The 22,405-nt window shown below is 35.0% G+C and carries 18 protein-coding genes and 1 riboswitch; of the genes, 15 read left to right on the top strand and 3 right to left on the bottom strand.

Annotation, left to right across the window (positions count from 1 at the left end):
• Positions 1-33 precede the first annotated feature (33 nt).
• Together dapF and NFR82_RS07160 are read right to left on the bottom strand one after the other, a co-directional pair.
• Positions 34-1,038 carry a diaminopimelate epimerase gene (gene dapF / locus NFR82_RS07165; RefSeq protein WP_251717608.1) on the bottom strand — a complete coding sequence of 335 codons (1,005 nt, stop codon included), beginning with the start codon at positions 1,036-1,038 and terminating at the stop codon, positions 34-36.
• A 17-nt stretch (positions 1,039-1,055) separates the two neighbouring features.
• On the bottom strand, positions 1,056-2,411 hold the full coding sequence (locus tag NFR82_RS07160) for an aspartate kinase (protein ID WP_251717607.1): 1,356 nt from the start codon (positions 2,409-2,411) through the stop codon (positions 1,056-1,058).
• A 172-nt stretch (positions 2,412-2,583) separates the two neighbouring features.
• Positions 2,584-2,754, top strand: a riboswitch (Lysine riboswitch).
• Between the two features lie 89 nt (positions 2,755-2,843).
• On the opposite strand from NFR82_RS07160, the gene lysA reads away from it, so the two are divergent.
• The 9 genes from lysA to NFR82_RS07115 all read left to right on the top strand — a co-directional run bounded on the left by lysA (position 2,844) and on the right by NFR82_RS07115 (position 12,124).
• Positions 2,844-4,154, top strand: a complete 1,311-nt coding sequence (gene lysA / locus NFR82_RS07155; protein ID WP_251717606.1) for a diaminopimelate decarboxylase — start codon at positions 2,844-2,846, stop codon at positions 4,152-4,154.
• A 17-nt stretch (positions 4,155-4,171) separates the two neighbouring features.
• Positions 4,172-4,882, top strand: coding sequence for a 2,3,4,5-tetrahydropyridine-2,6-dicarboxylate N-acetyltransferase (dapD, locus tag NFR82_RS07150; protein WP_251717605.1), 711 nt, complete (start codon positions 4,172-4,174; stop codon positions 4,880-4,882).
• Position 4,883: 1 nt separating this feature from the next.
• Positions 4,884-6,035, top strand: coding sequence for an N-acetyldiaminopimelate deacetylase (locus NFR82_RS07145; RefSeq protein WP_251717604.1), 1,152 nt, complete (start codon positions 4,884-4,886; stop codon positions 6,033-6,035).
• 1 nt (position 6,036) lies between these two features.
• A complete protein-coding gene (gene dapA / locus NFR82_RS07140; RefSeq protein WP_251717603.1) occupies positions 6,037-6,972 on the top strand; it encodes a 4-hydroxy-tetrahydrodipicolinate synthase in 936 nt (311 codons plus the stop codon).
• Positions 6,965-7,744 carry a 4-hydroxy-tetrahydrodipicolinate reductase gene (gene dapB / locus NFR82_RS07135; RefSeq protein ID WP_251717602.1) on the top strand — a complete coding sequence of 260 codons (780 nt, stop codon included), beginning with the start codon at positions 6,965-6,967 and terminating at the stop codon, positions 7,742-7,744. Before dapA ends, dapB begins: the two co-directional genes overlap by 8 nt.
• 16 nt (positions 7,745-7,760) lie before the next feature.
• The gene (locus NFR82_RS07130; protein WP_251717601.1) at positions 7,761-8,819 is read left to right on the top strand and encodes an aspartate-semialdehyde dehydrogenase; all 1,059 of its coding nucleotides are present in this window, start codon (positions 7,761-7,763) and stop codon (positions 8,817-8,819) included.
• Between the two features lie 24 nt (positions 8,820-8,843).
• Positions 8,844-10,010 (top strand): aminotransferase class I/II-fold pyridoxal phosphate-dependent enzyme, encoded by a 1,167-nt coding sequence (locus NFR82_RS07125; protein ID WP_251717600.1) that lies wholly within the window; start codon positions 8,844-8,846, stop codon positions 10,008-10,010.
• 97 nt (positions 10,011-10,107) lie between these two features.
• Positions 10,108-11,160, top strand: coding sequence for an LLM class flavin-dependent oxidoreductase (locus NFR82_RS07120; RefSeq protein WP_251717599.1), 1,053 nt, complete (start codon positions 10,108-10,110; stop codon positions 11,158-11,160).
• A 97-nt stretch (positions 11,161-11,257) separates the two neighbouring features.
• The gene (locus NFR82_RS07115; RefSeq protein WP_251717598.1) at positions 11,258-12,124 is read left to right on the top strand and encodes an aldo/keto reductase; all 867 of its coding nucleotides are present in this window, start codon (positions 11,258-11,260) and stop codon (positions 12,122-12,124) included.
• 76 nt (positions 12,125-12,200) lie between these two features.
• On the opposite strand, the gene NFR82_RS07110 is transcribed toward NFR82_RS07115, so the two are convergent.
• Entirely contained in the window at positions 12,201-14,825 is a 2,625-nt protein-coding gene (locus tag NFR82_RS07110) for a cation-translocating P-type ATPase (RefSeq protein ID WP_251717597.1), read from the bottom strand.
• Positions 14,826-15,234: 409 nt separating this feature from the next.
• Here NFR82_RS07110 and NFR82_RS07105 point away from each other — a divergent pair, with 409 nt between their 5' ends.
• The 6 genes from NFR82_RS07105 (at position 15,235) to NFR82_RS07085 (ending at position 22,279) form a co-directional block, all read left to right on the top strand.
• A complete protein-coding gene (locus NFR82_RS07105; RefSeq protein WP_251717596.1) occupies positions 15,235-15,921 on the top strand; it encodes an IclR family transcriptional regulator in 687 nt (228 codons plus the stop codon).
• 67 nt (positions 15,922-15,988) lie between these two features.
• Complete coding sequence (locus tag NFR82_RS08845; RefSeq protein WP_277612426.1) at positions 15,989-16,114, top strand: hypothetical protein; 126 nt, start codon at positions 15,989-15,991, stop codon at positions 16,112-16,114.
• Positions 16,101-16,769, top strand: a complete 669-nt coding sequence (locus tag NFR82_RS07100; RefSeq protein ID WP_251717595.1) for an SDR family NAD(P)-dependent oxidoreductase — start codon at positions 16,101-16,103, stop codon at positions 16,767-16,769. The genes NFR82_RS08845 and NFR82_RS07100 overlap by 14 nt, the downstream gene beginning before the upstream one ends.
• A 107-nt stretch (positions 16,770-16,876) precedes the next feature.
• Positions 16,877-17,290 carry a cupin domain-containing protein gene (locus NFR82_RS07095; protein WP_251717594.1) on the top strand — a complete coding sequence of 138 codons (414 nt, stop codon included), beginning with the start codon at positions 16,877-16,879 and terminating at the stop codon, positions 17,288-17,290.
• A gap of 233 nt (positions 17,291-17,523) precedes the next feature.
• Positions 17,524-20,628 carry a type I restriction endonuclease subunit R gene (locus NFR82_RS07090; RefSeq protein WP_251717593.1) on the top strand — a complete coding sequence of 1,035 codons (3,105 nt, stop codon included), beginning with the start codon at positions 17,524-17,526 and terminating at the stop codon, positions 20,626-20,628.
• A 13-nt stretch (positions 20,629-20,641) separates the two neighbouring features.
• Positions 20,642-22,279 carry a type I restriction-modification system subunit M gene (locus NFR82_RS07085; protein ID WP_251717592.1) on the top strand — a complete coding sequence of 546 codons (1,638 nt, stop codon included), beginning with the start codon at positions 20,642-20,644 and terminating at the stop codon, positions 22,277-22,279.
• Positions 22,280-22,405 lie beyond the last annotated feature (126 nt).

Below are 22,405 nucleotides of genomic sequence, written 5' to 3'. Positions count from 1 at the left end.
TTGAACTATTCGGTATTTCGAATAGTTCATTTTTTATTCTAAAGTTTTAATTTTATTAAACTTTGGCAAATCATCTACAAACTTTTTATATGCTGATTGTTCACCAGTTTCTTGGCAAGTAATATTTGAAAACTTTGCATGTCGCAAATCATCTTCAGAAATTTCAATTTTATCAGTAAATGTCGCATTACCAATTAATTCAATCCAATATTTATTATTTTCGTAATGTAACTTAGTTCTAACCATACCGCCTGGATTGTACACATCAATTGTTTTATCCATATCAACGTCATCTGGATGAGTAAGAAGTAAGGCTAGGGAAGTAGCGGACATCCCTGTACCACAAGCATTGGTAAAGCCAACCCCTCTTTCGAAAGTTCTAACAAAGATCTTATTTTTGTCGATAATTTGAGCGAAATTGACATTAACTCCATCGGTGAAATAGGGATTTTCTGAATTTAATTTTTCACCAATAATTCCAAGAATAGGGCCAGTAATTTGCTCTTCATTTACAAAACTCACAAGTTGCGGATTCGGGACAGCCATCGAAGTGAAGCGTAATCCTGGATAAATTTCTGGTACAAGTGTATCAATTAGGCGATCATGACCTAAATTTTCAAATGGAACTGCTTCTTTATTAAAGCTAACTGGTGAAATTTCGACTGCAAATGCAGGAACATTTTCTGCAAAATCCTTTTCTTTTCTTACCTGCAAGTTAGCGTTCATAGTATCGACCAAAAAGTTATCTTTATTGAATTTTTCGCTCAAATATCTAGCAACAGTTCGAAGTCCGTTACCACACATTGATGCCTCACTACCATCTGCATTGATCACACGCATTTGTGCAAGAGCATTTTTTCTAGTTGGTTCATTGATTGCTAAAACACCATCGGCACCATTTAAAATACCGGTGCTTGGATCAGTAATCTTTTGGGTAAAAGCACGCAATTCAGAATCAGTTAGAGGATTAAAAAGTTCGGTTTGGTCTAGAATGAAAAAATGGTTTTGTGAGCCATGAACCTTTAGTAAATTAACCATATAGTTAGCCCTTTCATTTAATTAAAAAATTGATCGTAAATTATTTTTACAGCTTTATCGGCTTTTTCTTTTTGAGTACCAATCATGATCGAAATTTGTGATGCACCTTGATTGATCATTCTTGGAGTTATCTGATCTTGTCCTAAAGAATCTAAAATTTGTCTGCTGACACCAGCAGTTTGTTTCATCCCTTCGCCAACAATCATAATAATGGCATAATTATTGATCCATTCGAGTTTGTCAGGATTGATCATTGCTTGAATTTCATTACAAATTTGATCAATTAATTGGTCATTTAAAAATTCGTTGTTAAAGATAATCGTAATGTCATCTATTCCAGATGGCATGTGTTCATAAGGAACATTGTGATTATCCAAGATTTGAAGAATTCTTAAAGTAAAACCGGCCTCTTTATTTAAGAGATATTTGTGTAAATATAAGGCCGAAAAATTTTTCTGACTTGTAACACCGGTAATAATATTATCTGGATCAAAGTTCTTTTCAGGAACGATCATTGTACCGGGATTTTCGGGTTCATGGGTATTTTTAACATTAATTGGAATTTGCCCCTGAATCGCTGGAATTAAGGCTTCGTCATGGAATACTGAGAAACCAGCGTAAGATAATTCTCGCATTTCTCGATAAGTCATTTTTTTAATTGATTGGGGATGATCAACGATATTCGGATTGGCAGCAAAAATACCATTCACGTCAGTAAAGTTTTCATATAAATCGGCATGTAATCCTCTAGCCAAAATTGCCCCAGTAATATCTGAACCACCACGAGCAAAGGTCGCAATATTTCCAGAAGGCGTTACACCGAAGAATCCCGGAAAAATAACTCGTTCATCTGGATCAATTGATACTTGATCAAGATTTATATAAGTTTCTGGATTTACTAACGCATCATTAGGCTCACCAGTGACGATTAGGCCTGCTTCAACTGGGTCCAAGAATCTACTTTTGATACCTTGATGATTCAAAATTAGAGCAATTAATCTAGCATTTAATCTTTCACCATGAGCCTTAAAAGCGGCCATTAAATAGTCAGAATTTGGATAACTTTTCTTAGGTAAATTAAGTAAAATTTCTTTGATAATTTCTACTTTTTCATTTTCTAAACCAAAATAATTAGCAATTTCTTGATAGCGAGAATAAATTTCTTGAACTATTTCATTTGAGTTTTTATTAGCTAGTACTTGCTTTGCATATTTGATTAAAAGATCAGTAACTTTAATATCTTGGTCATCTCTTTTTCCAGGCGCAGATACTACAATAACTTGTCTGTCTTTATCGCTTAAGATAATTTTTAATGCTTGCTCAACGTTGTTACCACTGGCAAGGGAGCTGCCTCCAAACTTTACAATTTTCATATAAAACTCCTTAAAATGTTTTTGAACTCGAAATGATTTTAAGTTGAATTTTAACATTAATTTTTAATCTTGCAAGTTAAATTCAGATATATTAATAACTATAATTTTACAAAAATTAAAAAAACATAATAAAAGTATTGACTTGGATTTAATCAAAGCGTAGACTACAGGTAAATTCAATAGAGGCGCAACTGACATCAGTAGCAATTAGGAGTCTGGTAAGACTTTGAATAATTGTGAAAGGGGAAGTTGCCGAAGCGATGCAGTGCCAAATGCATACGCTGGGTCGTAAGTTAAGAACTTACGAACTGTCGCAAAGATTTTGCGGAGCGCTATCGACTATCAGATTAAGAAGAGTTAATCCATTGTTTGTTATGCGCAGACAGTGGATTTTTTTATTAGCGTTTCGTCTAACAGAACGGAGCTAAAATTATGAATTCTCAAATTACAAAAGAACAAATTAACGAACAAGGTCATTTAACAATCGGTGGTGTAGATGCCGTCGAACTAGCCCATCAATTTGGAACGCCACTTGTGGTTTATGATGTTGAACGAATTCGCAGTCAAATTAGAGCTTTTAGAAAGGTCTTTGAAGAAGAAAATGTGGCATACGCAGTTAGTTATGCAAGTAAGGCCTTTTCATCAATTGCCATGTATCAAGTTGCAAATGAAGAAGGTGCATACACAGACGTAGTTTCGGCCGGAGAACTTTATACGGCATTGAAGGCTGATTTTCCAACTAGTCGAATTAGTTTTCACGGCAACAATAAATCAAAAGCAGAGCTTGAAATGGCTGTTGATCACCATATTGGAAAAATTATCTTAGATAATTTTTATGAAATTGAATTGCTTGATCAAATTTTGCAAGAAAAAGATGAACAGATGAAAGTCATGCTTCGAATAGCACCAGGTATTTCAGCTCATACTCATGAATACGATCAAACTGGTCAAGTTGATAGTAAATTTGGTTTCGACCTTGAATCAGGTCAAGCAGATTTAGCTTTAGAAAAGGTTCTTGCAAATCCGCGAATGGAAATGGTTGGTGTTCACGCTCATATTGGGTCACAAATTTTCGAGTTAAATGGATTTCAAATGGCGGCTAAGAAGCTAATGGAAATTGTTGAAAATTGGCGCGAGCAATATGATTACACTGCAAGTATTCTTAATGTTGGCGGGGGATTCGGAATAAAATATACTGCAAATGATAATCCGTTAAGACCAGAGGAATTTGTAAGAGCAATTATTCAAACCATCAAAGAAGAAGCAAATAAAAATGATTTTCCAATTCCTGAAATTGATATTGAGCCGGGGCGTTCGATCGTTGGACCTGCCGGATATAACTTATATACAACAGGAAGTCGAAAAATTATTCCAGGCTATCGTCCATATGTTGCAATTGATGGTGGTATGGGTGATAACATTCGTCCCGCCCTTTATGATGCAGAATATGAAACAGTTTTAGCTTCCGATCCTCATGCAAAAGCAACTGAACATGTCAGGATTGCTGGAAAATATTGCGAAAGCGGCGATATTTTAGCTCAAGATCAAGCATTACCAGTAACTCAGGCCGGATCAATTCTAGCGATGCTTGATACAGGTGCATATGGCTATTCAATGGCATCAAATTATAATCGTAATCCGCGACCAGCTGTGGTATTTGCAGAAAATGGTAAGGCAAAGTTAGTAATTAAGCGCGAAAGCTTAGAAGATTTAGTTCATTTAGATCAATCATATGAAGATTAATAGATAGAGGTTTTAAAATGGCACAATTAGACGCAAAAAGTATTATTGAATACATTGGAAATGCACCAAAGAAGACACCAGTAAAAGTATTTATTAAGGGAGATTTGAATCAAATTGATTTTCCTTCTGAAATCGAAAACTTCACCGAGAGTCATTCAGGCGTGATTTTTGGTGACTGGAAAGATGTTGAACCATTTTTAAAGGCAAATGAAGATAAGATCGAAGCATCAAGAATTGAAAATAATGCTAGAAATTCTGCAGTACCTTTACTTGATCTAAAGAAATTTGATGCTCGAATTGAACCGGGTGCTATCATTCGTGATCAAGTATTAATAGGAAAGAATGCAGTTATTATGATGGGCGCCATTATTAACATTGGTGCTGAAATTGGTGATGATACCATGATCGATATGGGAGTTGTACTTGGTGGTCGTGCCATTGTTGGTAAGCATTGTCACATTGGTGCTGGCAGCGTTCTTGCAGGTGTGATTGAACCGGCCTCAGCTGAACCAGTTAGAATCGATGATAACGTAGTTATGGGAGCAAATGCTGTAGTAATTGAAGGTGTTCATGTAGGTGAAGGCGCAGTTGTTGCGGCAGGTGCGGTTGTAACTAAAGATGTTGAGCCACATACAATGGTTGCTGGTGTACCCGCTCGTGTGATTAAAAGAGTTGATGATCAAACAGCAAGTAAGACCGGTTTAGAAGAAGATTTGAGAAAGATATAAAATGTCAGTTTTAAATGAAGAACAATTAATAAAGATAAGAAGACATTTACATGAAATACCTGAATTAGCTCTGCAAGAAAAAGAAACTTACGGATATTTAATGCAGGTTATTCAAGGACTAAATCAAGAATTTTTAAAGATCAAAGTTCCCAAAGAATTACCAACTGCAATCTTGGTATTAGTTAAAGGAAGTAACTCGCAAAGAACAATTGGCTACAGAACTGATATTGATGCTCTTCCTGTTGAAGAAAAAACAGGTTTAGCTTTTGCTTCGAAACATCCTGGTGTAATGCATGCTTGTGGACATGATATTCATATGACTGTCGCATTAGGTCTACTTAGTTATTTCAGTGAAAATCAACCAAAAGATAATTTGCTTTTCTTTTTCCAACCGGCCGAAGAAAGTGAAAGTGGCGGTATGCTGGCATATGAAAAAGAAATTTTTCAAGGAGAATTTAAACCTGATGAATTCTATGGTCTTCATGATAATCCAGAATTACCTGCTGGAAGTATCGGCTGTAGAATGGGCACCTTATTTGCAGGAACTACTGAAGTAAATATTGATTTGATTGGTAAAGGTGGTCATGCAGCTTTTCCGCAAAATGCAAATGATACTGTTGTGGCAATGTCTTCATTAATAATGCAAATTCAAACCATTATCTCTAGAAGCATTGATCCTATTCAAAGTGGAGTAATTACTTTAGGAAAGGTTGAAGCGGGCACGATCAGAAATGTAATTGCGGGTCGTGCAAGAATTGAAGGAACAATTCGTGGTTTAACTCAAAAGATGATTTTAGAGATTGATCAACGACTAAGGGATGTCTGTGAGGGAATAGCAAAAAGTTTTAATATGGAAGTTAATTTGGATTTGAATCAAGGTGGATATTGGCCAGTTGAAAATAATCCCGAATTAACAAAGAACTTTATTTCTTATATGAAGAATAATCCTGAAGTTGAATATATTGAAACAGCTCCAAAGATGACCGGTGAAGATTTTGGCTTTTTACTTGCTAAGTTTCCTGGAACCATGTTTTGGCTTGGGGTAGGGGATGATTCGCAACTTCACTCGGCGACACTTAATCCAGATGAAAAAAGTATTCAAAAAGGTATTGAAGCAATTAAAGGTTTCTTGATTAATAGAATGGAGAACTAAAATGGTGAATTTAACTGATGCAGATTTAGTAACGGCAATTGTAACGCCATTTGATGAAAATAAAAAGATTGACTTTGCTAGTTTGAAAAAACTAACTAATCATTTAATTGATTTAGGTTGTAACGGATTCGTGATTGGCGGTACAACTGGTGAAACTCCAACTTTAACACATGACGAGAAGATTGAACTTTATCAAAAGTTTGGTCAAATCGTTGATGGCAGAGCCGTGGTAATTGCGGGAACCGGTAGTAACAATACAGCTGAAACCATTAAATTCACTAATGAAGTTGCTGAGATTTCAGGAATTGATTACGCCTTAGTTGTTGTTCCACCATATAACAAGCCTAATCAACGCAGTATGGTTGCCCATTTTTCAGCGGTAAATGATCAGACAAAGATGCCAATTTTAATTTACAACATTCCAGGTAGAACCGGCGTTAAGATGGAAAAAGAAACCATCGTGCAACTATCTCATTTAAAGAATATTAAAGGGATTAAGCAATGTGCATCTCTTGAAGAACTTGAATATATTATTGAAAATAAAGATGATGATTTTGAGGTCTTTACCGGTGAAGATACTCAAGCTTTGCCTGCAAGGCTCCTGGGTGCAACGGGCGTGATTTCAGTTGCTAGTCATATTTATACCAAAGAAATGCGTCAAATGTTTGATTCACTTTATGCTGGAAATTATCCAAAGGCCGCTAAGATTCAACGTTGGTTAACACCTAGAATGCAAGCATTATTCATGTATCCATCTCCATCACCAGTTAAAGCAGTACTTAATGCGCAAGGTTTTAGTACTGGGGGATGCAGATTGCCGCTTGTAAGTTTAAATAATGAAGAAAAAGTTGCTTTAGCTCAAAACTTAGGCTTGGCAGATGATGCATTATCGCATGAATTGACCTTAGATTTAGGGAAGGAATTAGAAAATGACTAAAAGAGTTTTAATTGCTGGTTTCACAGGTGCTATGGGACAAAAGGCTGTCAATTTAGTAAATAAAATGGATGGCTTTGAAATAGTAGCAGGCTTAGCACCACGGGAGATTGATAATCTAGCAAACTTTAATCTTTCAAAAAGTGCAAAAACTTTCACTTCATTAAATGAAATTCCTGATAATGTTGCTGATATTTGGATCGATTTCACCACTCCAAGCGCGGTTTATGAAAATGTAAAGTTTGCAATAAATCATCATATTTCACCAATTGTTGGTACAACTGGTTTAACAGATGAACAAGAAGCAGAGTTAATTAGTTTATCGAAAGAAAAAAATATTGGAGGCCTAATTGCTCCTAACTTTGGAATGTCGGCCGTTCTTCTTATGAAGTTTGCTCAGGAAGCAGCAAAATATTTCCCAGATGTTGAAATCATCGAAATGCATCATGCTGATAAAAAAGATGCACCTTCTGGAACAGCTTTGGCAACTGCTAAGCTGATAAGTGAAAATCGCCCAGCACATGAGACTGCCCCTGATGAAGAAGAAAGCTTAAAGGGTGTTCGCGGAGGAGATTACCAGGGAATTAAAATTCATTCGGTTCGTTTACCAGGCTATATTGCTCATGAGCAAGTTTTGTTTGGCGGTCCTGGTGAAGCATTAACAATTCGGCAAGATTCTTTTGATCGTGACAGCTTTATGAGCGGAGTAAAAGTAGCTTTAGAAAAAGTTGATCAATTGAATGAGTTGATTGTTGGACTTGAGAATATTTTGTAAATAGGGGATATAAAAAATGAGTAGAGAATATAATGTAGCAATTTTAGGTGCTACCGGAGCGGTAGGTAGAAGAATGATTGATCAATTGGCTAAGTCAACGATTCCAGTTAAGAGTGTAAAGCTCCTTGCATCAAGTCGCTCAGCCGGAACAACTTTAAAATTTAGAGATCAAGACTTAGTTGTTGAAGAAACAACGCCAGAATCTTTTGACGGAGTTGATTTAGTATTATCTTCAGCTGGTGGAGCGGTGTCAAAAAAATTTTTACCAGAAGCCGTTAAGCGCGGTGCAGTTTGTGTTGACAATACTAGCGCCTTTAGAATGGATGAAGATGTGCCATTAGTAGTGCCAGAAGTAAATCCAGAAGCATTAAAAAATCACCACGGTATTATTGCTAACCCTAATTGTTCAACTATTCAAATGGTAATGGCACTTGAACCAATTAGAAGAAAGTTTGGCTTGAAACAAATTATTGTTTCTACTTATCAAGCTGCTTCAGGTGCTGGTCAAGCAGCAATTGATGAACTTAAAAAAGAAAGTCAGGATTATTTAGATGGAAAAGATATGCAAGCAGATGCACATATTTTGCCAACTAAAGGCGACAAGAAGCATTATCCTTTAGCATTTAATCTCTTACCACAAATCGATGTTTTAGAAGATAGCGGTTATTCTCATGAAGAATGGAAGATGATTCATGAAACTAAGAAGATCATGCTAAATGATATGAATGCCAAGGACATCAAGGTGACGGCAACTTGTGTCCGTGTTCCAGTGCCAATTTCTCACGGTGAAAGTGTCTACTTTACCGTTGAAGATGAAAGTGCAACTGCTCAAGATATTATGGATGCTGTTGCTAGTTTCCCTGGAGTTGTGCTTGAAGATGATATTAAAAATCAAATTTACCCACAACCGATTAATGCAACAGGTAAACGAGAAACTTTTGTCGGAAGAATTCGTCCAGACTATGAAAATCCAGGTGCGTTCAATATGTGGGTGGTCGCAGATAATTTATTAAAGGGTGCTGCATGGAATACCGTAGAAAATGCAGAATACTTGGTAAAGATGGATTTAATCTAATTATAAAAAGAAAGAAGGATCACAATGCCTCAATTAGCTAATGACTTGGACTACAGTAAAAAAATTGCTAACTTGAAAGCTTCAGGAATTAGAATTTTTGATAATAAAGTTTCAGCAATTCCTGGGATTATTAAGTTAACTTTAGGTGAGCCAGACATGAATACTCCAGAGCATGTCAAAAAAGCAGCAATTAAAAGTATTGAAGATAATGATTCTCATTATGCTCCACAAAAGGGAAAATTAGAGTTAAGAAAAGCCATTAGTAATTATTTAAAGCAAAAAACTGGCGTTGATTATGATCCTGAAACAGAAGTAGCTGTTACCGTTGGTGCAACAGAGGCAATTAATGCAGTTTTATTTGCGATTACTAATCCAGAAGATAAGGTAGCTATTCCTACACCAGTTTTCTCGCTTTACTGGCCTGCGGCTACTTTGGCCAATACCTCATACGTATTAATGAATACTTCCGAAGATGGTTTTAAACTTACCCCTCAAAAACTACAAGAGACTATTAATGAAAACCCAGAAGTAAAGGCTGTGATTTTGAATTATCCAACTAATCCAACTGGGGTTGAATATTCAAAAGAAGAAATACAAGCACTTGCGAAGGTTATTAAAGATAATCATTTATATGTCATTACTGATGAAATTTATAGTGAATTAACATATGGTGTTGATCATTATTCAATTGCTTCAATGATTCCAGAAAGAGCAATTTATATTTCAGGTCTTTCTAAATCGCATGCTATGACCGGTTACCGGATTGGCTATATTGCTGGTCCTGCCGAAATCATGGCTGAGATTAGTAAAGTACATGGACTTTTGGTTACCACTACTAATGATTCCTCTCAAGCAGCAGCAATTGAAGCATTAGAAAATGGTTTGGATGATCCGAAGAAGTATAGAGAAGTTTATAGAAAACGTCGTGATTTTGTTTTGGAAGAACTCAATAAAATGGGCATGGAAACTGTAAAGCCTGAAGGAGCGTTCTATATTTTTGCCAAAATTCCAGAAAAATATGGTAAAGACGATATGAAATTTGCCCTGGATTTGGCATTTGATAAGAAAGTTGGTTTAACTCCAGGTAGTGCTTTTGGTCCTGGTGGAGACGGATATGTGAGAATGTCTTATGCCTCAAGTGATGAGAATTTGCATGAAGCAATGAAGCGACTTGCAGAATTTTTGAATTAAGAAAAATTAAAGTATATTACTTTTTCTTTACTTACTTTTTCAAAGGATATATACTTACGATAAGTAAGTTATGATTTTTTGAATTAGTGAGGTAAAAATGAAATACTCAATCTTAAATTTGGTACCTATAAAAACTGAAGATGGTTATCAAAAGGCTTATCAAGAAATGGTTGATTTAGCCCAGAAAGCAGAAGAGTGGGGCTACACTAGGTACTGGATTGCTGAACATCATAATGCAAAAATTTTTGCTAGTTCAGCAACACAATTATTAATTGAAAAAACATTAGATAAGACAAAGACTATTCAAGTTGGGTCAGGTGGAGTTATGCTTCCTAATCACACGCCTTATATTGTTTCCGAGCAATATGGAATGCTGGAAAGAATGTATCCAGGACGTGTAAATTTAGGATTAGGTCGTGCTCCAGGAACTGATATAAAAACTGCTCAAGCTATTCGAAAAGAAAATTTTCATGCACAAAATAATTTTGAAAATGATATTGAAGAACTTCAAGGATACTTTGATGACACATTAAACGTTCATGCGTATCCGGCAGCTGGAGCTGATATTCCAATTTATATTTTAGGGTCAAGTACTGACAGTGCGCATTTAGCAGCAAAACTTGGTTTGCCATATGCTTTTGCATCACACTTTGCGCCGGCACAATTAATTAAAGCAGTTAAGATTTATCAAGACGAATTTAAACCATCTAGATTCTTAGATAAACCTTATACTATCGTTGGAATTAATGCTTATTTAGCAGATACGCATGAAGAAGCAAAATATCTGTCTACAACTCAGACTCAACAAATGCTAAATATTGTAACTGGGCAAGGTGAAAAATTATTGCCGAAACCAGTTGAGTCAGAAGATCAGATTTGGCACGATTATATTAAGGCTAGATATGTTCCTAATTTTGGTCCAGTAGCATTTGAATCAGAGGATATCATTGGTAGGGAAAAGGCAATTGTAAAAGAGATGGGCGCCTTAACCGTTATTGGCACAAAAGAAGAAGTCAAAGAGCAAATTAAACGTCTAAGTTTAAAGGTGCATTTTGATGAATTAATGGTTAATACTTATATTTATGATGAGAAGAAATGGTTGAAGTCATATAAGATGTTTAGTGAAGTAATTAATGATTTGAACAAATAGTTATACATTTAAGTTATAGAAATCAATACAAACAAGGTCTTAGACATTGATCTCCTTTTTTCTTTAAAATATAGTTAATGAAGAAAGGAATGATTCGATGTCTATTTTTGATGAAACTTTAACTATGAATAATGGTGTAAAAATTCCTAAAATGGCTCTTGGTGTCTGGGAAATTCCTGATGCTCAAACTCCGGAAGCTGTTGAAGCTGCGATTGATATGGGCTATCGCCACATTGACACTGCTCAGGCTTATGGAAATGAACGTGGGGTAGGCGAAGGCGTTAAGAAGTCTGGAATTCCACGTGATGAAATCTTTATAAATTCAAAAGTTGCTGCAGAATTAAAGAATTATAAAGATGCTAAGGCTTCAATTGATGAAACTTTGAACAAGATGGGTTTAGATTATCTTGATATGATGATCATCCACAACCCACAACCTTGGAATGAAGTAAATCAATCAAATGATCGTCATTTCGAAGGTAATCTTGAAGCTTGGCGTGCAATGGAAGATGCTGTTAAAGAAGGTAAGCTTCGTACAATTGGTGTTTCAAGTTTTGAAAAGGAAGACTTAGACAACATCATTAAAAATAGTTCTACTAAGCCTGCAGTTAACCAAATTTTGGTTCATATCGGTGAAACTCCAATGGATCTAATTAACTACAGTCAAGAAAATGATATTGTGGTTGAAGCATTCTCACCAATTGCACACGGTGCAGCTTTGAACAATCCTGATATTAATAAGATGGCGGAGAAATATGGTGTCAGTGTTCCTCAATTATGTATTCGCTATGACTGGCAACTTAACTGCGTTGTTTTACCTAAGTCCGCAAATCCGACCCATATGAAGAGTAATGCTGAAATTGATTTTGAAATCAGCGATGAAGACATGGATAAGCTTAAGAAGTTTACTCCAGTTGACTATGGTCAAGCAGGAGTATTTCCAGTCTTTGGCGGTAAGATGTAACTAAAATTATTAGTATAAAGAAAAATGGTTGAGATATCTTTTTTGGATAACTCAACCATTTTTGTATTATTAAATTTTATAATTTTCTATCATTAGCAACCTTAACAAGTTGAATAATAATTGTTGGAATCAATGCGAGGATTACAATCCACATTAATTCATTCATTGCTAAAGGAGTAACTGCGAATAATCCATGTAAAGCAGGAACAAAAAGGATTAAAGCAAGTAGGAAAGTACCTAAACCGAATGCTGCTAAACTGTACCAGTTATTTTTAAAACCGATCTTAAAGATGCTATGTTGTGAACGACAGTTGAATCCGTGAAGTAATCTAGCAAAAGTCAAAGTCGAGAAGGCCATTGTAGTGGCTACTGCTGGACTATCTTGAAGTCCCAATAGGAAAGCAGTAATAACTCCAATAGAGATAAGGATACCTTGAAGGGTAATCTTATTTACTAAACTCTTATTAAGAATTCCAATCTTTGGATCACGTGGCTTTTTATCTAAAACATCTGTGGCTCCTGGCTCCATTCCGATTGCAAGGGCTGGAAGTGAGTCAGTTACCAAGTTAATAAATAAAAGTTGTACTGCAACAAATGGAACTGGTAATCCAGCAATTGATGCAAATAATACAGTAATAATTGCAGATAAGTTACCTGAAAGAAGGTACATAATTGCGTTCTTAATATTTTCAAAAACAGTACGTCCATTTGCGACAGCCTTAATAATAGTCGCAAAGTTATCATCCGCAAGAATCATGCTGGCAGCATCCTTAGATACTTCAGTACCAGTAATTCCCATGGCTACACCAATATCAGCTTTCTTAAGGGCAGGGGCATCATTAACACCATCACCAGTCATGGAAACAATCTTGTCTTTTTGTTGCCATGCTTTAACAATTCGAATCTTGTTTTCAGGTGATACACGAGCGTAAACTGCGATTTTTTCAATTTTATCAGCCAGTTCACTATCGCTCATTTTATCTAATTCTAAACCAGTTACGGCAAGATCACCGTCATTGAAAATACCAATCTTTTTTGCAATTGCGACAGCAGTAACTTTATGGTCACCAGTAATCATAACAGTACGGATGCCGGCCTTCTTGGCACGAGCAACAGCTGCAACAGATTCAGGTCTTGGTGGATCCATTTCAGAAACCAAACCAATAAAAGTAAAGCCGTTTTCAGTTTCGATAGATAAATCATCATTTTTTTCTTTGTAAGCAAATGTTAAAACACGTAAACCATTTTCTGAAAAATGAGTGTTTTGAGTTAAAATTTGCTTCTTATCCTCGTCAGTAATTGGGCGAACTTCATCGCCAATACGAATGTTAACGCAGCGATCAAGTAAAACATCGATGGCACCCTTAACAAAGATAGTTGGTTCGTTGTGAATAAGGTGTTTAGTTGACATTAACTTACGGTCAGAATCAAATGGAAGTTCCTGCTGACGAGTTAATAAGTCACGTAAATCTTTTTCTGATAAACCAAGTTGATTGTTGCCTAAGTCAATCCCAGGAACTTGGTGATACATTTCAAGCAAGGCCGATTCAGTTGGATCACCGATTACTTGACCGTCTTTGATACTTGAATCGTTGTTTAAGACTGCATCGTAAAGCAAGTAGCGGTGCAATTGATTACTTAAGTCTAATTGATTTGGCTTAAGAACTTCACCGCCAATGTAGATGTCTTCAACGGTCATTTTGTTTTGAGTTAAAGTTCCAGTTTTATCTGAACAAATTACGGAAACTGAACCTAAAGATTCAACAGCAGCCAAGTTTTTGATAATGGCATTTTCTTTAGCCATTTTTTGAGTACCCATCGCTTGAACAATTGTAACAATCGAACTTAAAGCTTCGGGAATTGCAGCTACGGCTAAGGCAACTGCGAATAAGAGGGCATCTAACAATGGTTGGCCACGCCAGATTTGTAAACCTAAGACAGCCGCACAAATAATTAAAATTGTAATTGCTAATTTAGATGAGAAGTTATCAAGTGAAACCTGAAGCGGGGTACGACGTTCTTTAGTTTCGTTCATTAAGGAAGCAATCTTACCAATTTCAGTGTTCATTCCAGTTTCTGTAACCAAAACATTGGCACGCCCGTATGTTACCAAAGAACTTGAGTAAACCATGTTAATACGGTCACCGATTGGTAATTCCTCATCGATATCGACATCGGCTTTGTCAATATTGGTTGATTCACCAGTTAAGGAACTTTCATTAACTTGAAGTGAATAATTATCCAAGATTCGTCCATCCGCAGTAACCATGTCACCAGCTTCAAGAAGCATGATATCTCCAGGAACTACGTCTTTAGAATCAATCTCAATCTTTTCACCATTACGTATAACTTTTGCGCTTGGAGAAGAAAGCGATTTTAAAGATTCTAATGACTTTTCAGCTTTAATATGTTGAACAGTTCCGAGTACTGCGTTCAAAATTAAAACTGCAATAATTACTAAAGTACTTTCAAGTTCACCAGTAAAAGCAGAAATAATTGCTGCAATGATTAAGATAATAACCATTAAGTCTTTGAACTGCTCTAAGAATACTTGAAGGGTACTTTTTTTCTTGCCCTCAACTAAAGCATTCTTGCCGAATTTTTCAAGATTTTCTTTAGCTTGAGCAGATGATAAACCTTTGCTATCAGTTTTAAATTCTTTTAAAACTTCAGCTTTTGGCTGTCGGTAGTATTCTCTCATTTTTACCTCCATAATTAGGTAGCATAGACAAAAAAAGAGACTATGCCAAACTCAAAAAAGTTTTAACATAGTCTCACCATTTAAATTTACAGCGGAAATTGCTTTCGTGATATGACGCCATAAATACAAATTAAATTTGTCGGTTACTCCCTATAATTAATGTAATTAAAATTAAATCATATTGAAGAATAGAGATCAATATATTTTATGAAAAATATATATTTCTCTACAAAAGTTTAAAGTCAAATTAGATGCAATAAAATATTGAAAAATTGGGAATATATGACCTAATTGAAGTTGAAAATTCTTTCTATTATGCAATAAAATTTTCACTATATGAAAATTTTTCAGTAGTTTTTTGAAAAAAGAAAATTCTGATTATGATAGTTTACGAAGGGCGGAAAATTCCATGGAAAATAAATATCTCCTTTCTACTTTAGTTAGAGCAAAGAAAATTTTAGATTTAGTTCAAAAAAGAAAAGTAGTCACATTAAATGAGGTTCAGAAAGAGTTTAACTTAAATTCAGCCACAGCATTTAGATTGCTTTATTCACTAACTGAATTAGATTTTTTGGTAAAGAATGGACGAAAATATTCACTAAAGCAGCAGTTTGCACAGCCTGAAAGTATTCAAGATATTAATTGGACCGTTGTCCCATTATTAAAACCTGTTGTCGATGAATACCAACTGAGTGCATATGTTGGAATTGTGTTTAAAGGTAAGATTGTTATTAGTCAAGTTATTCCAACAGATAAGCACTACGAGGACTATCAACGGTTAGGTGAAAGTTTGCCATTAAATACGACTGCAATGGGGAAATGCGCATTAGCATTTTCACCATTAGATCAGCAACAAGATACATTTTCGAAAAATAGTTTTGAGGCTAAAACAGTAAACACTTTAACAGATCCATTGTCGTTGGTAAGTGCGTTAAAAGTAATCCGTGATCAAGGTTACGCCTTGGATGATGAAGAAAAAGAAATGAAGTTTAGGTGTTTATCGGTTCCTTTATGCAAAAACAATAATTTTGTTGCAGTCATTGGCTTATCAGGTACTTTATCGGAATTAAGAGATCTAATATTAGTAAGCTTGTAAAAAGTTTAAAGAAAGTTAGTAAAGAAATTGAATTAAATTTATTGGACTGATTTTTAGGAGGAAAGTTATGGCTAATACAGTTGTAATTACAGGTGCTGCTTCAGGAATGGGACTTAGTGATACGCGGAAGTTTCTAGAAAATAATTGGAATGTTGTAATGGCAGATTTTGATGAAAAAAATGGCAGATTTTGATGAAAAAAATGGCAGTAAAGTTGCAACAGAACTTCAAAAAGAATTTCCAAAGGTAAAAGTTTTATTCCAAAAAGTAGACGTTTCTGATGAAAATTCTGTGCAAACTTTAGCAGATGCGGTTTTGGAAAACTTTGATAGCGTAGATAATATTATTAATAATGCAGGTGTATTTGCAAAAGGTGCGCTTCACGAACTAGATAGCAAAACTTGGGATAGAGTGATGGCAATTGATGTAAAATCCATTTTTCTTATGACAAAAGCATTTGTTCCAACAATGATCAAACAAGGTCATGGTGTGATTACTAATATTGCTTCTGTATCAGGTCTAATGGGTGACTACAATATGGCAGTTTATAATGCTGCTAAAGGTGCAGTTGTAAATTTAGTTAAGTCGATGGCGTTAGATTATGGAAAATATGGTATTAGAGTAAATAATATTGCGCCCGGTCCAACCAATACTGCTATGTTTCAGAGAAATCCTAAAGAGGTTATTCAGAAGTTTAATGAAGCTAGTCCTTTAGGCCATATTGTTCAACCGGAAGATATTGCAAATATGGCTTACTTCTTGGCGAGTGATCAGGCCAAATCAATTACTGGCCAAAATGTTCAAGTAACTGCTGGATTTGGAATTTATTCAGGTCAGCCGGTTCAATAAATTATCATAATAAAAAGTAATACCTGACTAATATTTATAAGTATTTATCATTCTTATCAAAAAGTCATATACTATCATTAACAAAAGAAATAGTGAGGTAATTAAATATGGCTAAAAATGAAGAAGAAGTAAAAAATAGTGTCTTTGGTTTTGGTGAATCTAACGAAGCTTTTGCTGAGTTCTTTAAGGGTACAAGCTATCTTAAAGAATTAGCGTTAAGCGAAGAAGCTAAAACCGCTGTTCATAATGTTAGTTTTGAACCAGGTTGCCGTAATAATTGGCATAAACATTCAGTTCCTCAAATTTTGATTGCAGTTGCCGGTGAAGGTTGGTACCAAGAAGAAGGCAAGCCCGCACAAAAGATGGTTCCTGGGGATGTTATAATTGTAAATCCAAATACAAAGCACTGGCATGGTGCAACTAAGGATTCATGGTTTGCACACATCGCTGTGATGATTGGTGACTCTAAGAACACTTGGCTTGAACCGGTAAGTGATGAAGAATATAACAAATTAGGTTAATGTTCAAGATAAAGAGAATTACTGAAAAAATGCCAATGTGGACTTACTTGGCTTAATGATTGCAGGTAGCATGCAATCTAAAGAAAAACACGTTCTGATTGTATTATCGATTTGGGATGTGTTTTTTATTTTTTTATAAATCATTTTTGCTTATTCTGTTTTCGTTCCAATCAAGTGAGAGTAATATTATTGTATAATCTAACTGTTAGAAAAAGATAGAGGAGTAAATTGTTTTGTCATTACAAACTGATGAACTTAAATTTGAAGATGAATTAATAACTAAACTTACTACTTTAGGTGGAGTTAAGCAATGGGAATATCGTCCTGATATTAAAACTACTGAAGCGTTGTGGGATAATTTTAAAAATATTCTCGAAAATAATAATCAAGATAAATTAGATCAACCATTATCAAAGAATGAATTTAATCAAGTTAAACAGATTATTAATAATTTAAAAACTCCATATGAAGCTGGTCAGTTTCTTTATGGATTAAATGGTGTCTCACAAATTGAAGTTGATTTAGATTCTGGAGAACATGTTTATTTAACGGTTTTTGATCAAGCCCAAGTTGGTGCTGGAAATACAAAGTATCAAGTTGTAAACCAGATTCAAAGAAAGGCAGTTATTCCTGGTTTTGAAGAACGTCGTTTTGACACTACTTTGCTTATCAATGGCTTACCTATTATTCAAATTGAAGAAAAAGCTTCTAATCATGATACGGATGAAGCTCTAAATCAAATGCAGCAGTATATTTATGAAAAACAGTACACAGGTATTTACTCCACTTTGCAGATTCTTGTTGGTATGACACCAGAAGATGTAAAGTATATAGCAAATACAACAGATGAAAAGTTTAATAAAGCTTTTGCCTTTAGATGGCAAAGAAAAAATGATAATTCGCCAGTGATGAATTGGAATGAATTTACTTCTAGCGTCTTATCTATTCCAATGGCTCACCAGATGGCAACGAATTATATGATCTTAGATGGAACTCCTAAGGATCAGACGCTCAAAGTTATGCGTCCTTATCAAGTTTATGCAGCTAGTTCAATAATTCAAAAGGTTCGTCAACATAATTTTGATGTTGGGCCACAGGAAATCGGCTATGTTTGGCATGCAACTGGCTCAGGTAAAACAATTTCTTCATTTAAGACAGCTTGGCTTGCTTCTCACTTGCCAAATGTAGATAAAGTTGTCTTTTTAGTAGATAGAGTTGCTCTTACTAATCAAACTGTAGAAGAATATAGTGCTTATGATCCAGAAAAAGATGAAAACGGTATCGGTGGAGTAGTAACTGATGCCACTAATAGATGGGTCTTAGCTAATAAGCTAAAGACTAAACGCAATGGAATTATTGTTACTTCTTTGCAAAAGATGTCAGCACTAGTGAAGAATAAAGAGGATATTAGTTCTTTGATTAATAAGAATATTTTATTTATCGTGGATGAAGCTCATCGTTCAACTGCTGGTGATATGTTGAATAATATCAAGAAGGCATTACCAAGATCAGCCTGGGTAGGTTATACGGGAACGCCTAATTTTGATAATTATCCAACCACTAAAGATATTTTTGGCAGTAATATCCATAGTTATACTATTTCAGATGCAATTAGAGATGGTAATACTTTGGGTTTTAAAGTTGATTTTGAAACGACATTAAGTGAGCAAGTATTAAAAGAACAATATTTGCCAGCATATTTTAAGGCTCGCTACCCTAACTATACCGAAGAAGACATTAAAAATAGAATTGCTAATCTGCAGCCGGAAGATACTGACGATATGATTGAGCCAAGTGTTTATGATAATAACGGAAAGCATGTCGAGATGGTTGTTAAGGATATCTTAGATAATTGGGATAAACGTTCACGTAATGGGGAATTTAATGCTCTTCTTACTACTCATGTGGGTGGTAATCGCGCATCTACTCCAATGGCAATGATGTATTATCGAGAATTTAAGAAACAAAATTCTTTACGAGATAAACCATTAAGAATTGGAATTACTTTTAGCCAAGATAAAAGTAATGATGATGGACAATTAGAGAATAATAAATCTCTTTATGAAGCAATGAGAGATTATAATGAAGAATTTGGTACTAACTTTGGTCCAAAAGATGTCAAAGAATATACCGATCAGGTAGTTGCTCGTCTTAACCGTTCAATTGATGATGATAAGTACTTTGATATTGTTATCGTAGTGGACCAATTATTAACTGGATTCGACGCACCACAATTAAATACGTTATATGTTGATCGCACTCTAAAAGGGGCTGCATTGATTCAGGCTTATTCAAGAACAAATCGTGTCTTTAATATGCAAACTAAGCCTTTCGGTAGAATCGTAAATTATCGTTGGCCGGTACAAAGCGAAAAGTACATGAAACAAGCTCTAGCAAAATATGCTGATCGTCATTCTGCTGATGAACAAACTGATTTAATTGAAGTTGAATCAACGAATGAGGGTGTAATAGTACCAGAATTTAGTGAAATAAAAAAGGATTTAACCAAAGTAGTAAATTCACTTAGTGATTTAACTGATAATTTTACGACAGTTCCACAAAGTCTTGAAAAAGAACGACAAGATCAAATGCTTAGAGATTTACGTGAATATAACCATTTAATGGCGATGGCTAAGCAGGATGACGAATATGATGCTAAGAATCCTAACACTCTTTTGGATGAAATTGGAATTTCAGAAAGACAAGAGGAAGTTTTAACCACCACTTTAGCGATTGATCTTAGAAAGAGCATTGCAAAACGTATGGATGTAGATTTTTCTGCTATTGATCTAGAAATGGAACATGTAAAAGAAGTACGGGTATCATATTCGTACTTAAAACAATTAATTGCAAAATTAATGAATCAAAAGCATGAAAAAAATGAAGAAGGGGCCAAAGCAACAGCTCAAAGGATTAAAGAACTTTCTGCTCGTATGGATGATCGAAAAAAAGCAGACAAGATTAATGACTTTACTGATCAAGTATTAGCAGATAAAGTGGTAGGAGATTATCCTATTCATCAAGAAGATATTGATGAACTATTGCAGAAGTATACAGATAGATCGGAAAGAGAAGAAATTCTTTCGTTTAAACGCAAATGGGGTTTAGTTGATATTGCTTCTAGTCAAAAGGTTAATAATGTAATTTACGGTCATATCGAAGGTTCAGATGATTTGAATCTGGGTGGAGAGCTAGATGATATAGTCCGAGAGGCTTCTGCTGTATATAAAACAGATGCAGAGGACGAAGAAATTCAGTCATTAAATAAGATTAAATATCGTCGTCAATTAAGAGATCATTTGCAAAAATTTGCCGATGAGATTGTCAAAAAGTATTAGGAGAATATAAGGCATGAGTAAAGCACAAGACGTAACTAGTCAAATTTGGGAAATGGCAAACCGTTTACGAGGTAATATGGATGCTTCAGAATATCGTAATTATATTTTGGGCTTTATGTTTTATCGCTATTTATCTGAAAGACAAGAAGATTATCTATTAAATGAATTACAATTAGCAGATAATTTAGATGAAATTAATAAAACATATAGCGAAGAGGCAAGTGGAGACGATAAAGCTGACTATTTAGCAGAAATTGCTGGTTCTTTAGGTTATGCAATTGAACCAAAATACACTTGGAAGACAATTGTTGAAGAAGTTGATAATAGCACTATTGCTCCCGATACCTTCCAAAATATGTTTAGTAGTTTTGATAATAATCTTAAATTGAATCCCAATGCTAAACAAGATTTTACTGGTGTATTTGCCGATATGAATTTAGCAAATTCACGTCTGGGTAATACTACTGCAGCTAGAGCTAAAGCTTTAACTGATATAGTTAGTTTAGTTGATCAAGTTGAATATAAAGATGAAAATGGTCATGATATTTTAGGTGATATTTATGAATTTCTAATTGCCGAATTTGCTGGAAATTCTGGTAAGAAGGCGGGAGAATTTTATACTCCGCATGAAGTATCACAGGTTTTAGCAAAACTAGCAACTGCTAACTTAGATCGAGATATTCAGAAGCCCTCGGTTTATGATTTTGCTTGTGGTAGTGGATCTTTATTATTAACTCTGAAAGATGAGTTTAATAATAAACCATTATATTTTGGAGAAGAGTTAAATACTACTACATATAACTTAGCTCGTATGAATCTGATGATGCACGGAGTTAAGTATGATCGAATGACGCTTAGGAATGCTGATACCTTAGAACAAGATTGGCCTGATGGTTTAGATGCGCAAGGAGTAGACCGTCCAAGAAATTTTGACGTAGTAGTTGCTAACCCTCCCTATTCTGCACGCTGGGATAATAGTGATCGAAAATTGAAAGATCCACGTTTTAAAGATTATGGTTTAGCACCAAAGACTAAAGCTGATTATGCATTCTTATTGCATGGACTTTATCACTTAAAAGATGATGGAGCTATGGCGATAGTTTTACCTCATGGTGTACTTTTCAGGGGAGCCAAAGAAGGTAAAATTCGTGAAAGTCTACTTAAAAAGAATCAGATAGATGCTGTAATTGGTTTGCCTGCAGGACTATTTTATTCTACTGGTATTCCTACAGTTGTATTAGTTTTAAGAAAGAATAAACCTAATAAGGACGTCCTATTTATTGATGCTTCTAAAGGTTTTGAAAAGGGTAAGAATCAGAATAGGTTAAGAGAAGAAGATATTAACAAGATTCTTGAGACCTATAAGAAGCGTGAAGATGTAGAACGTTATGCTCATGTAGCTACAATGGAAGAAATTGAAGAAAATGACTTTAATTTAAATATTCCACGCTATGTTGATACTTTTGTCCCTGAACCACCAGTTGATCTTAAAAAGGTTGCTGCTGAATTAAAAGAAACTGATGCAGAAATTGAGAAGAATCAAAAAGAATTAGTGGGGATGCTCAAAGAATTAACCTCAGAAGATGATGAAATTATGGATGGTTTAAATGAGATGATAAAGGTACTTGAGGGAGAATTACATGAAGAATAAAGAAGAGCAAACGGCGCCAAAACTGAGATTTAAGGGATATACTGATGCATGGCAACAACGTATCACAAAGAATTTAGTTAAAATTTCCAAAGGAAAGGGTTACAGTAAAAAAGATATTTTACTTTC

The sequence above is a fragment of the Lactobacillus agrestimuris genome (assembly GCF_943193025.1).
Lineage (GTDB): Bacteria > Bacillota > Bacilli > Lactobacillales > Lactobacillaceae > Lactobacillus > Lactobacillus agrestimuris.
Note: the sequence above shows the minus strand (reverse complement) of the source record. Positions and strands in the feature narration are given on the sequence as shown.